This is a genomic window from Duncaniella freteri (assembly GCF_004766125.1).
Taxonomy (GTDB): Bacteria; Bacteroidota; Bacteroidia; order Bacteroidales; family Muribaculaceae; genus Duncaniella; species Duncaniella freteri.
This window is the reverse complement of sequence record NZ_SJSA01000002.1, coordinates 243698-256370: the sequence shown is the minus strand read 5'-3', so window position 1 is coordinate 256370 and position 12673 is coordinate 243698. Positions and strand designations below refer to the sequence as shown.

The window sequence follows — 12673 nt, the reverse complement described above, 5'->3', positions numbered from 1 at the left end:
TTTTATTGTTGTCGTGTAGATTGAAAAATTTCGGGCACAAAGTTACGCATTTTTTCTTTTACAGCCAAAGAGTCGATACAATTCCCCAGCCCACAACACTACAGATGTACCACCTATTATAATAAGCCAGTCCGTGAAATTAAGAGGCACCACATTGAAGAACTCGCGCCCAAGCTCCACTATAGCGATCTGACCGGCAAGAATAAATCCCGCAATCATCACAAACTCCGAGCACCCTTTGAAATGCAATGCCGAACGACCTGTAGCAAAAGCCTTCGCATTAAAAAGATTCCAGAACTGCAAGAACACGAATATAGTGAAGAACATCGACAACTCATAAGAAGAGAACCCCTTGTTCTCGACAATGAATGTGGCACGCCACATGTCTGTGAGCGAATCAAGAGCTGTGTGCTGGAAGTACCACATGAGCCCGAACAGGAAGAAAAAGAACATAAGCCCTACCGACACTATCATCCACCCCATCGGGCGATTGATGATGAATGCCGTGCGTGATCGCGGAGCCTCGTGCATCACTGACTCGGAAGGGGGCAATGTGGCAAGAGCCATCGCCGCAAAAGTATCCATAATAAGATTCACCCACAGCATCTGAGTGACTGTGAGAGGAGACTGCATGCCCATGAATGCCCCGGCGAGCACAATGAACGATGCCGCAACATTGACCGTCATCTGGAAAAGTATGAACCTCTGGATGTTACGGTACAGAGACCTACCCCACATTACAGCTCTGCCTATTGATGTGAACGAATTATCGACAATTGTTATATCCGAAGCCTCCTTTGCCACAGATGTGCCGTCGCCCATCGACAGCCCGACATGTGCCGCCTTGAGAGCCGGGGCGTCATTTGTGCCGTCACCAGTCACAGCAACCACTTCATTGTTGGACTGAAGAGCCTCCACAAGCCTCTTTTTATCCATCGGTCGTGCACGAGCTATTATCTTCAGATCGCCGACCCGCTCGCGAAGCTCATCATCGGACAATCCGGCAAACTCCGTGCCTGTGATAATATTGCGGTCTGTGTCATTCTCATTCCAAAGCCCTATCTGACGACCTATCTCTCTGGCTGTGGCAGGAGTGTCACCGGTGACAATCTTGACATTAATCCCCGCTGCCAGAACCTCGTCCACAGCCTGAGGGACATCAGGACGCACCGGATCTGCAATGGCAACAATGCCAAGAAAATGCAACGCATCACCAAGCGATGACATATCCTTAAGATCAACATTATTACCAGAAGGAATCTCTGCACAAGCAAACCCGAGGGTACGCATAGCCTGATTCTGATAGCCCATAAGAGAACTGTCAATGGAGCTACGAGTCACACCTTCAGGAAAAACGGAACAAAGTGCTGCTACAATCTCAGGAGCTCCCTTCACATACACAACACGCTTTCCGCACTCATTATCAATCATCGTTGCCATATACTTGCGTTCTGTAGTAAACGGCAACTCATCAACAAGCACAACCGACTCTTTCAACTTAAGGTAATCGATTCCTTGTGAATGCAGCCACAGCAACAACGCGCCTTCTGTCGGGTTGCCAAGCGCCACCGGATGATCTTTGGATGAGAGATCAAGCTGGGCAGTACTGTTTACAGCAATGCCCTCGGCAATTGTGTGCGCCAACAACGATGCCCCCAGTTTCTGCCCCTCAAGCCCATAGAAACAGGTGTCGCTCACCTGCATCTGATTCTGTGTGAGCGTACCGGTCTTATCGGTGCATATCACGGTGGTCGCCCCCATAGTCTCACATGCATGCATCTTCCTCACAAGATTGTTGGTCTTAAGCATCCTGCGCATAGAATAGGCAAGCGAAAGTGTCACAGCCATAGGCAACCCCTCCGGTACAGAAACCACCACAAGGGTAACAGCTATCATTATGGTCTGCAAGAAATAAGCCAGGAAATGCACCCACTCAAACTCAATAGCCGGATTCGTGAAATACATCACTGTGCGACCAGCTACAATCAGAACGGCAAAAGCATAGCTGACTATCGATATAAGTCTTCCGAGCCCCTCAAGCTGCTCGTTAAGCGGGGTCTTTACACTATCATCTATCTGCGCAGCAACAAACACCTTGCCGTTCTCAGTGTTGTCACCCACTGCGAGCACCTTCATCACCCCATGCCCTTCCATAATCTTGGTACCGCGCATCACATGGTCAGACGCAAATGTGGCATCCGGATCAAAATCATCAGGATTAGTGGTCTTATGCGCCACCGGCTCCCCTGTCAGTGTTGATTCATCCACATTCAGCGACACAGCCTCAAGCAATTGTCCGTCAGCAGGGATCTCTTCTCCGGTGTTCAGTAACACTATATCACCCGTAACTACATCACGTTTAGGAATCTCAATGGTCAAGCCATTACGTATCACCTGCACCGGGACATCATCGTTGACCTGGTTAAGTATTGCAAACTCCCTGTCGGCTTTCTGCTCGAAATAGAAACCAAGGCCTGTCGCCAGAATGATTGCCAGAAAAATACCTATAGGCTCAAAGAAAACTTTGAATCCCTCGTTCAGAACAGCATACTCATATATAGATATGGCTACCGACAGTACCCCTGCCACCATAAGGATTATAATCAGGGGATCAGAAAACTTTTCAAGAAATTTCTTCCATACCGGCTCCTTCTCAGGAGGAGTCAGTATATTCATACCATTCACCCTACGGCTTTCGGCAACCTGGGCATCGTTAAGACCTGAGTATCGATGATGTTTACTCATAAGGCACAAGCAGTTTTGACAATTTGCACAAGAAAAAGAAATGGAGATCAAATAAAAGAAACTCCAGATAAAAAGAATAAAGCTGGTCACTCGTAATCGGTACGGGTAATCAGCTTAATACCTTCGAAGAGTCCGGCTTTTCATTTCATCCAGACCTTCTGTGTTAAGTTGGCAACTAAATTAGTTGGCAGCTACTACGGTGTCGGCGGGAGCTACTACGCTGTCAGCTGCAACTGTATCAACAGTAACAACCTCTTCAACAACAGCCTCCTCAACAGCTACAGTATCGGTAGCTTCCTGGGCAGCCTTCTCAGAAGAACCGCAAGAGAAAAGAGATGCGCTGAATGCGACAGCGGCTACTAAAACTAACTTTTTCATTTTCTTTTTTTCTCGTTAAATTATTGAACAATATTTAAGCTTCAAAAACGATGCAAAGGTAAAACAAAAAACTGACATACCAAACTTTTTTTATGCTTTTTTTGGCGGAACGCCGCTTTTTTGTGAAAAAAATTAAATTTTCGTAAAACCCAAGCTCATTTTTTAACAAGGAACTAACTTTAGGTGGATTTTTGCCACTTTATTATTACCTTTGCATCGGGTGAATTCAAATCCGTTTATTATGGAACAAATTACCAACAAGAGATACTATAAAATAAGCGAAGTGGCTGAGATAATCAATGTGGCTGCTTCCACCCTCCGGTTTTGGGAAACCCAGTTCCATATTCTGAAACCGAAGCGCAACGACAGGGGCACACGGTTCTACACCCCAGCTGACCTGGAGAATGCAAGAATGATAAAATACCTTGTTCATGACAAAGGACTAAAGATCGAAGCCGCATTGGAGCAGATAAGGGTCAACAAGGATGGCGTGTCACGGAAAGCCGAAGCCCTGAACAGACTCTCAGATGTTCGGAACAGGCTTCAGGACCTCATTGATTCCCTCCACAAACTCCGCTAAATAGAAATATGGCAACAGTAAAAAAAAGAAAGAAAAAAGGCAATGAATCATGGCTTACCCGGCACTCACTGGGAGTAATGACAGCTGTCATAGCAATAATCGTAGCCATCGGGGCTGTATTCGCATTTGCATTCATCCCATACACAGGAGGCAATGACAAGGAAGGCGACTGGGTATATATCCCACACGGAGCATCCACAGCGCAAGTAAGGGACAGCCTAAAGAATTCGCTCGGATCATCAATGGGCACACGCATATATATAATGTGGAAACTGATGGGCAATAATCCAGCCAAAACCGAAGGTGCCTACCGCATGGACCCGGGACAGACCGCACTTGGCATAGCCAGAAGAATGGCTACAGGACGCCAGACACCTGTCACAGTGACCTTCAACAGCACCCGCACAATGCAACAGCTTGCCGACAGGATAGCATCTCAACTCCAATGCTCACCAGAGGAATTCATGGATGCCTGTGCAGAAGTGCTCCCTGAACATGGATTCAAACGTGCCACATATCCGGCAGCATTCATTCCGGACACATATGAATTCTATTGGAGCGCAACCCCCGAAAACGTCGTGAAACGCCTGTTGGATTATCGCGACAATTTCTGGAACGAGGAAAGGACAAAAAAGGCAAAGTCTCTTGGGCTCAGCAAGGTTGAAGTAGCCACAGTTGCCTCTATAATTGAAGAAGAGACCGCAAAGAAAGATGAAAGACCGCTCGTTGCAAGACTTTATCTCAATCGACTGAACAAAGGGATGCGCCTGCAAGCCGACCCTACAGTAAAATTCGCGGTAGGAGACTTCAAATTAAGACGCATTCGCGGTGAACATCTAAGGGTGTCTTCTCCTTATAATACATATAAAGTGGAAGGACTGCCGCCGGGACCTATACGAGTGCCGACCGCCTCGGCTTTAGATGATGTGCTCAATGCCCCACACCATAATTATATATATATGTGTGCCAAGGAGGACTTTTCCGGCTATCATAACTTCGCTACTGACTATGCCACCCATCAAGCCAATGCCAGGAGATATCAGAAAGCCCTTAACCAAAGGAACATAATGTGACGGATATTCCGGATTATATAAAAACTAAACAAATATCAACCAACGTTTCAATTAAACATTTATGAAAAGCGTAAAATCTATCATCCTAACGCTGTTGCTCGTGATGAGCGCATCAGCCGCACATGCAGGCGGACTTTTCCGTTTCGGTCCCAAAGTCGGCCTAACTGTCAACGAACTTCACTTCAACAGCAGCACGTTTGACGGAAGCAACAAGACAGGTTGGACCGCCGGTGTCATGACCGAGTTTAAAGTGCCTGTAATCGGTATCGGAGCAGACCTTTCAATGATGTATGTACGCCGCAATTCAGACTTCATGGCTAAGAACTCCAGCAGCAACAACACATCCGACAACCGAGACTACATCGAAATCCCCCTCAACCTCCGCTACAATCTCTCTCTGCCTGTAATCAACAATGTGATTATGCCTTACATTGCAGCTGGTCCAAGCGTGTCATTCCTCACAAGCCGTCGCTCGGTGGAAAACGCATTCCGCAACAAGTCGGTCGACTGGGCCCTTAACTTCGGCATCGGCGTACAGCTCGTGAAACATATCGATATCAGCGCTCGTTACGGTCTCGGTCTCACCAAAGCCGTGAAAGCGATATCCGACTATGAGGATGCCGGAATCCAAGGGAAAAACCGCTATTGGACGATCTCTGTAGCATACCTTTTCTAAAATATTCAAGCCAGGATATTATCGTGGCAAAAAAACTAGCCCTTATAGGCGGAGGCGGGCACGCCCTGTCTCTGCTTGACATACTCCAGCCGCCATTAATGGTGGCTGGATATGTCGACTTTGGCATATCACCCAAAATGCCTATACCCTTTTTAGGTAACGACAGCGAATTCATCTCCCCAAATACCAGAGATGAATTCGATATCCTCATCACAATGGTAAGCGGTCCTGATTGCAATCTGGACACAAGGGCAAAAGTGATAGAATGCTATTCCGGATATACATCACCGTCAATTATAGCCCCTACGGCAATTGTATCAAGCTCGTCCCATATAGGGGTCGGGGCTATTGTGTTTCACAGAGCTGTGGTAAACACAGGGTCTGACATAGGCTGCCACTCCATAATCAACACCGGAGCTATAATAGAACACGAATGCCGGATCGGAAATAATGTGTTTATCGGACCCGGTGCCATAGTATGCGGAGGAGCCATCATAGGCGACAACACATACATCGGGGCAGGAGCCATAATAAAACCGGGGGCACACATCTGTCACAGCACCATAATCGGGGCCGGAGCCGTAGTGATACAGGACATCTCTATCCCAGGAACCTACAAAGGGGTTCCTGCTAAATAAAACGCACACACCGCCATATGCAGCTACATCCTCACACAATAATCATCGCAGAGGCCGGAGTCAACCACAACGGCTCACTGGAAACAGCAATCGAGATGGTCCGCCGGGCAGCGGATGCAGGGGTTGACTATGTTAAATTCCAGACATTCAAAGCCGAATCACTGGTCTCTGCAACAGCCCCCCAAGCCAAATACCAGAAGGACAACTGCGGTGGCGACGGCACACAGCTCACAATGCTCCGGGCACTTGAGCTCAATGAGAATGACTTCATGATTCTTGCCGAAGAATGCAACCGATGCGGAGTTGGGTTCATGAGTACCCCTTTCGACATGCAGTCCATCGACTTCCTGTCCTCCGTCAACATGGATTATTGGAAAATCCCTTCAGGAGAAATCACCAACCTACCCTACCTGCGCAAAATAGCATCCAAAGGCGGACGCATCATTCTTTCCACTGGAATGTCAACAATTGACGAGGTAAAAGATGCCGTAACAGCACTTTCACTCGGAGGGGTTGACAAGAAAGACATCTATCTGCTCCACTGCACAACCCAATACCCTACCCCACACGAGGCAGTCAACCTACGTGCAATGGACTCACTGAAAGAGTTAGGATGCGCAGGAGTAGGATACAGTGACCATACCAGAGGGATACTGGTCCCGATCGCCGCTGTAGCCCGCGGAGCTGAAATAATAGAAAAACATTTCACCCTTGACCATGATATGCCGGGACCGGACCACAAGGCATCACTATCCACCGATGAGCTCAAGGAGATGGTGTCGTCTATAAGAGAAGTCGAAAAAATCCTCGGATCTGAAATAAAGGAAGTAACAGCGACCGAACAGCCCAACATTACTGTTGCACGAAAAAGCATTGTGGCATCACGCTCTATACGCAAAGGAGAACCTCTCACTGACCACAACATAACAACCAAACGACCGGGATCAGGCATAAGCCCTATGCTATGGGATTCTGTCATTGGCTCACATGCCATAAGAGACTTCCTTGCCGACGAACCGATTGAGATATAAGACACTATGGCATTTCCTATATCCAGGCATTCTGACGCTCTTTCACAGCCATAGACTCGCTTAGGAGCCTCACAAATTCCTGCATAGACCGTTTGCGGTAAGAGCCCTTAAGAGTATGCACACATCCTGCCATCTCATTGTCAGGAATATCAAGCGGAATAGCTTTCACCCCTTTCTCATTATGTATCGTAGCCTCAGCGAGCACCGACACGAGCTGGCTACAACGTATAAGTTTCAGAAGAATATTCACCTCATTTAGCTCTATACGTATGCGGAACTTATTATATGGGGTGACTATGTGGTCAAATGCATTGCGAGCCTGTAGCCCTTTGGATGGCAACGCCAGATCGTAGCGTTCGAGTTGCGATAATGTCACAGCCCTACATGTAGCAAGAGGATGGTACTCAGCCACCACTGCCGACAGGCAATTCTGAAATAAAATATGGGACTCCACCCCATCGACAGGCAATGTTGGCCTGAAAGCAAGCACAAAATCCACTTCTCGCTTACGAAGCAGCTCCATCAGCTCAGCCATAGGCTTATAGAAAATGGTAAGCCTCACCTTAGGGTACATTTTCATAAAAGTGAGCAATGTCTCAGTAAGTATAGGGCTGAATGAATAGGTCACACCGATATTAATGGTGCCTATAGATATCTTGTTAAGATCATTCACCCTGTCGATACATATCTCTGCATCATGCAGTGTCTTTTGCGCATAAGGAAGCATCTCAGCCCCGGCCTCTGTGAGCATAACACTATGGCTGCTGCGCATAAGCAGTTGGGTGCCAAACTCATTCTCCAACTGTTTAATCTGCTGAGAGAGGGTGCTCTGAGTGACGTTAAGCATCTTGGATGCTTCGGAAAAATTCAAAGTCTCGGCAACCTTTACAAAATATTTCAATTGGCGCAGTTCCATCTGTCAATATTTTACCTAAGCGATATACGCTAAAATTTAAATGCAAAATTACGTATTATAAATCTATCTTGTAGCCTGGAAAGACACTTTTTTGAATATAAAGATCGGGAGCGTGGCACCCACCACCATACACAATATTATACATCCACACATCATACCGTTTCGGGCAAAAAGATAGAAATAATGCTCAAATGCCCCTTGCTCACTACTGAGCAGACACATTGCAAGCCCGCCAAACGACCGGTAGGCATACATACCGGGTATCATCGGCAGCAATGCCGGGAAAAAACATGCCTCAGCAGGTGTACGAGCCACAGGCGAAAGATACACCGATAGAACCCCTACGGCGAATGACGCCACCGCTGTCGACAATATTATATTGATGTAAAGACAATCCATGAGTACAAAACGCAACGAATGGCCTACCGCCGCGATCAATGCGCAATAGACATAAGCCCTACGCGGAGGTCGGCTTATAGCCGCAAAACCGATAGCTGCTATCGCAGCAAACAATGCATCCTGAAATATTTTTTCAACCATAGCTCACTTTTTTCTAAAACATTCCTACATTCATAAACATCATCCCACCGCAAAGACCTATTGACAGGCAGCACGTAAGCACCACAGCATCCACAAAACGGCTGAAAGCACATACGTAATGGCGATACAACATATCACTGAAAGAATTAAGCAATGGGATGCCTGGTACAAGATACAGCACACTCGTACCCAAAGCTATGAATGGAGTATTGCCCAACGAAAACAATATCCCTGTGGCTCCGAGCACCGAAGACACAAAAGAACATGCCATAAACACGGCTCTGACATCCCACCCCTTGTCAAGTAAAATCTGCTTAAGATAATATCCTGCAAGAGTGGCAATGAACACAACCACCATAGCCACAGCATCCCCGCCAAACAATCGACAAAACGACGCATTGGCAACAGAAGCGAGCAAAAGAACCAACCATTCGTTCTGACTGTCACCTTCAACTATATCAGCCATCTCCGCATGCGCATCCTCAAAGCCTATCCTGCCGTCAGCAATAGCCCAGCTCAACTCGCTCAACCTTGTGTTCATGTCAAAACTCACAGGCACACACCTCACCGACACCACAGCAGTCACCGCATCTTCATTCCTATTGTCCCATACCGACACATGTATATGCCTTGGCATGATCGACAATTCCACACGTGTCCCATAGGCTGCCGCTATGCGTTGCACATTCTTTTCAAGCCTGATACAAGTGGCACCACATCCATAAAGCCACGCACTATACTGCGATATGAACATACATACCTCCCTTGCCGAAGGACACACCTCACTCTTCACAGTCGTCATCATATTCCTCAGGTTTAACAGGATCTCCCGGAATAAAAAACACTTCCCTCTCACTACCAAGCTCAAAGAGCTTATGACCGCCCTTCGCATTAACGCGAAATCCATGAGCCAAACGCACAAAAACAATCAAAATAAACAAGCCTACCACACAGCTCCATGTAAGCATAGGAATATCCATAATCATAAAAGTTTATAAATTCTTTTATGCAAAGGAACAAACTTTAAGTTGAGCCAGCCACACCTGACATATGTATTTGTCGATAGCAACTATCGTTAAACGAAAAAACCGTCTGCCACAAGCAATGTGACCGACGGCCTAACAAACAAAAAATGAACGAACAAATAGTACCTCGGAGGGGAATCGAACCCCTATCTGAAAATTAGGAATTTCCCATTCTATCCATTGAACTACCAAGGCATCCATGCTCTGATAAAGCTTTGCAAAGTTACTCATTATTCAAGAATTCTCCAAATCCAAGTGTCAACTTTATCATTTGAAACACATAAAAAGCATCCACTTTTCACATTTAAATCTAATGAGAGTATCTAAATTATAAATTGTAATACAACAACTCTTGGTTTAATATTATTTAACTCAGGCTACGGATTTTCTTTGATTAAATTTAAGTAATTTTGCGTGTTATAAAACATAGTTTCACAGCACGCCTCATGATTAAAAGCACGATAGAGCAACTATTAACTGATGATTTTGCCGAAATTTGGCGTTTATTGAGCACTGATGAAAAGCATTTGCTCGCCGAAAATTTCACAATTCATCACTATAGAAAGAACCAGGTGATATATGCCGAAAAGGAGGAACCTGAGTTCTTATGGTGCCTTATTGAAGGTAAAGTAAAGAAATACAAAGACGGAATAGGCGGAAGATGCCAGATAATCAGGCTCATAAAGCCTATTGAATACTTCGGCTACCGCGCATATTTTGCAGGAGAACATTATGTGTCAAGCGCAGCAACCCTTGAGCCGTCCACCCTGGCAACCATCCCAATGTCTCTTGTGGAAAGCCTGATTGCCAACAACAACAAGCTTGCCATGTTCTTCATTCATGAGCTGTCGCGCAACCTCGGATCATCCGACACCAAGATTGTAAACCTCACACAGAAACACATCCGTGGCCGACTCGCTGAAGCCCTCATCGTACTTCTTGACAATTACGGTGTTGAGGAAGACGACAATATGACCCTGAAAATATATCTTGGCAGAGAGGACTTGGCGAACCTGTCCAATATGACCACATCCAATGCCATAAGGACCTTGAGTCAATTTGTCAACGATCATCTGATAGTTGTTGACGGACGCAAGATAAAGATACTAAACGAACCTCAGCTCCGTAAGATCTCAAAACACGGATAATCAGCTCTCGAAGACACCCTTTCCGATATATGGCAAGCACCCCTAAATTCGCATCCAAGATAGGTCTTATCGCCGCCACAGTAGGATCTGCCGTAGGCTTAGGCAACGTATGGAGGTTTCCGGCCGAAGTACAGAGCAACGGCGGAGCAGCGTTCTTGCTGATATACATCATATGCATATTCCTGTTAGGCATCCCTGTCATGACTGCCGAATTTGCTCTCGGAAGGGGTGGCGAGTCCGATGCTGCCGGAGTGTATGCGCGAGTTACACCCGGGCGTAAAGGGTGGTGGCTCGCCGGAGTGCTCGCAATAACGGCATCCTACCTTATATTGTCTTTCTATATGGTAGTGTCCGGATGGACGTTTGAATATCTCGTACAGTCAATAACAGGCGACCTGTACTCCTCACCCTCCATCGGAGAAGAGGCATTCAAGGAACGTATGGGAAGCTACATCACCGGCACCTATCGCCCCATAGTCATGACTGTCATAATGATAGCTGCAAACATATATGTTCTGCTGCGAGGCGTGCAGGCAGGCATAGAAAAGATGTCGAACGTCATGATGCCTGTGCTTTTTTTATTGCTACTGATATTCTGTGGCGTATCTCTGTCGCTCGACAAGGCACCCGAGGGTCTTGAATTCTTCCTTAAGCCTGATTTTTCAGTAATAACACCCGGCACAGTAGTCAATGCTTTGGGCCAGGCATTCTTCTCGCTGAGCCTTGCAATGGGAATCCTTGTGACATATGCCAGCTACTATCCTGCTGAAGCCAGACTCACCCGCACAGCCGTCACAGTGTCACTTCTGGATCTCATGGTTGCATTCTTTATGGGCATAATCATCTTTCCGGCAGTCATGACGTTCGGTTTGCAGGACAGCAATCTTGCCGGTTCAGCCCTTGTATTCATCACATTGCCCGAGATATTCGCACAGATGGGAGGCACACGCCTTTGGTCATCACTGTTCTTCCTGCTCCTGACACTTGCTGCATTCACTTCCACCATATCACTTGCAGAAGTATCCGTAGCCTTCATGCAGAAACGTGCCGGGATGTCACGTACAGCGGCTGTACTTACTGTTACAGCTCCTCTTCTGCTCCTAAGCCCGATATGCTCACTATCGGTAGGTCCATGGAGCGGATACACTATAGCCGGACTCACTATATTCGACTTCCTTGACACCATCACCACCAATTTCATGCTCCCCATAGGCGGGATACTCATATGCGCATACATGGGATGGATAGCCCCGAAATCGTTTTTCCAAAAAGAGCTCACCAATGATGGCAAGCTCCGTTCGAGAGCACTCGGACTGATTCATTTCATTGTCAAATGGATAGCACCGGTGCTAATTACCGCGATACTTATAGGGCAGCTAATCTGACCTCCTGGACATCTTTCCGTCTTTAGCCCCTGGGTAAGTGATCTTTCCGGTTGCACGGTCGTAAGTTATCACCGTGTCGAGCATCGTGAGTTTATAGTAATGTTTATCCCTCTTCATTTCATATACATCGGACTGCTGTTCGGTAGCCTGAAGATACTCATACAGATCAGTAGGCAATTGGTCATACATCAATACCTGAGGGAGCACCGACCCGTTACCATCAATCTCTTTCCACATATCATCGCCGTCAAATGTAATAGTCGGACCACCTGAAAGCTGCACCATACAGCCACCATCCTTAAGCTCCTGAAAACTCTTAACACCAAGCCCAGGGAAATACTGCGTTGTAAACTTTGACACCGCCGATGGCATTTCCTCGGATGCATCACTCGAACATGCACCAAACACCACAAAGATGCCAAGCACCATAAACAGAAGTATGTTATAAGTCTTTTTCATGATGATCGAAAAGAATTATTAATATCCTTAATCACTTTTCACTAAAACGCCCGAGAGGGTTAATTTGTTGTAATTTCGA

At 46.5% G+C, this 12673-nt stretch carries 14 protein-coding genes and 1 tRNA gene; 7 read left to right on the top strand and 8 right to left on the bottom strand.

Features of this window, described 5'->3' with window-relative positions:
- Positions 1-42 precede the first annotated feature (42 nt).
- Positions 43-2745: a calcium-translocating P-type ATPase, PMCA-type gene (locus EZ315_RS11035; RefSeq protein WP_135472132.1), complete on the bottom strand. Its 2703-nt coding sequence runs from the start codon at positions 2743-2745 to the stop codon at positions 43-45.
- Between the two features lie 180 nt (positions 2746-2925).
- Positions 2926-3123, bottom strand: coding sequence for a hypothetical protein (locus tag EZ315_RS11030; protein WP_135472131.1), 198 nt, complete (start codon positions 3121-3123; stop codon positions 2926-2928).
- A gap of 241 nt (positions 3124-3364) precedes the next feature.
- Here EZ315_RS11030 and EZ315_RS11025 point away from each other — a divergent pair, with 241 nt between their 5' ends.
- From EZ315_RS11025 to neuB, 5 genes are all read left to right on the top strand, one after another.
- Positions 3365-3703, top strand: a complete 339-nt coding sequence (locus EZ315_RS11025) for a MerR family transcriptional regulator (protein ID WP_135472130.1) — start codon at positions 3365-3367, stop codon at positions 3701-3703.
- Positions 3704-3711: 8 nt separating this feature from the next.
- Positions 3712-4776, top strand: a complete 1065-nt coding sequence (gene mltG, locus EZ315_RS11020; RefSeq protein WP_135472129.1) for an endolytic transglycosylase MltG — start codon at positions 3712-3714, stop codon at positions 4774-4776.
- Between the two features lie 61 nt (positions 4777-4837).
- A complete protein-coding gene (locus tag EZ315_RS11015; protein WP_135472128.1) occupies positions 4838-5452 on the top strand; it encodes a porin family protein in 615 nt (204 codons plus the stop codon).
- A 23-nt stretch (positions 5453-5475) separates the two neighbouring features.
- The gene (locus EZ315_RS11010; RefSeq protein ID WP_135472127.1) at positions 5476-6090 is read left to right on the top strand and encodes a DapH/DapD/GlmU-related protein; all 615 of its coding nucleotides are present in this window, start codon (positions 5476-5478) and stop codon (positions 6088-6090) included.
- A 17-nt stretch (positions 6091-6107) separates the two neighbouring features.
- Entirely contained in the window at positions 6108-7121 is a 1014-nt protein-coding gene (neuB, locus tag EZ315_RS11005; RefSeq protein WP_135472126.1) for an N-acetylneuraminate synthase, read from the top strand.
- 16 nt (positions 7122-7137) lie between these two features.
- Here neuB and EZ315_RS11000 read toward each other — a convergent pair whose 3' ends face one another.
- The 5 genes from EZ315_RS11000 to EZ315_RS10980 form a co-directional block, all read right to left on the bottom strand.
- Positions 7138-8037: a LysR substrate-binding domain-containing protein gene (locus tag EZ315_RS11000; protein ID WP_135472125.1), complete on the bottom strand. Its 900-nt coding sequence runs from the start codon at positions 8035-8037 to the stop codon at positions 7138-7140.
- Between the two features lie 63 nt (positions 8038-8100).
- Positions 8101-8577, bottom strand: coding sequence for a threonine/serine exporter family protein (locus EZ315_RS10995; RefSeq protein WP_135472124.1), 477 nt, complete (start codon positions 8575-8577; stop codon positions 8101-8103).
- Between the two features lie 13 nt (positions 8578-8590).
- A complete protein-coding gene (locus tag EZ315_RS10990) occupies positions 8591-9382 on the bottom strand; it encodes a threonine/serine exporter family protein (RefSeq protein ID WP_135472123.1) in 792 nt (263 codons plus the stop codon).
- The gene (locus EZ315_RS10985; RefSeq protein ID WP_135472122.1) at positions 9360-9557 is read right to left on the bottom strand and encodes a hypothetical protein; all 198 of its coding nucleotides are present in this window, start codon (positions 9555-9557) and stop codon (positions 9360-9362) included. The genes EZ315_RS10990 and EZ315_RS10985 overlap by 23 nt, the downstream gene beginning before the upstream one ends.
- Before the next feature lie 168 nt (positions 9558-9725).
- Positions 9726-9797: transfer RNA gene (locus tag EZ315_RS10980), tRNA-Arg, on the bottom strand.
- A gap of 251 nt (positions 9798-10048) precedes the next feature.
- On the opposite strand from EZ315_RS10980, the gene EZ315_RS10975 reads away from it, so the two are divergent.
- Both EZ315_RS10975 and EZ315_RS10970 read left to right on the top strand, forming a co-directional pair.
- Positions 10049-10750, top strand: a complete 702-nt coding sequence (locus tag EZ315_RS10975) for a Crp/Fnr family transcriptional regulator (RefSeq protein WP_135472121.1) — start codon at positions 10049-10051, stop codon at positions 10748-10750.
- A gap of 29 nt (positions 10751-10779) precedes the next feature.
- The gene (locus tag EZ315_RS10970; protein ID WP_135472120.1) at positions 10780-12135 is read left to right on the top strand and encodes a sodium-dependent transporter; all 1356 of its coding nucleotides are present in this window, start codon (positions 10780-10782) and stop codon (positions 12133-12135) included.
- On the opposite strand, the gene EZ315_RS10965 is transcribed toward EZ315_RS10970, so the two are convergent.
- Positions 12127-12594, bottom strand: coding sequence for a hypothetical protein (locus EZ315_RS10965; RefSeq protein WP_135472119.1), 468 nt, complete (start codon positions 12592-12594; stop codon positions 12127-12129). The genes EZ315_RS10970 and EZ315_RS10965 overlap by 9 nt on opposite strands.
- Between the last annotated feature and the right edge of the window lie 79 nt (positions 12595-12673).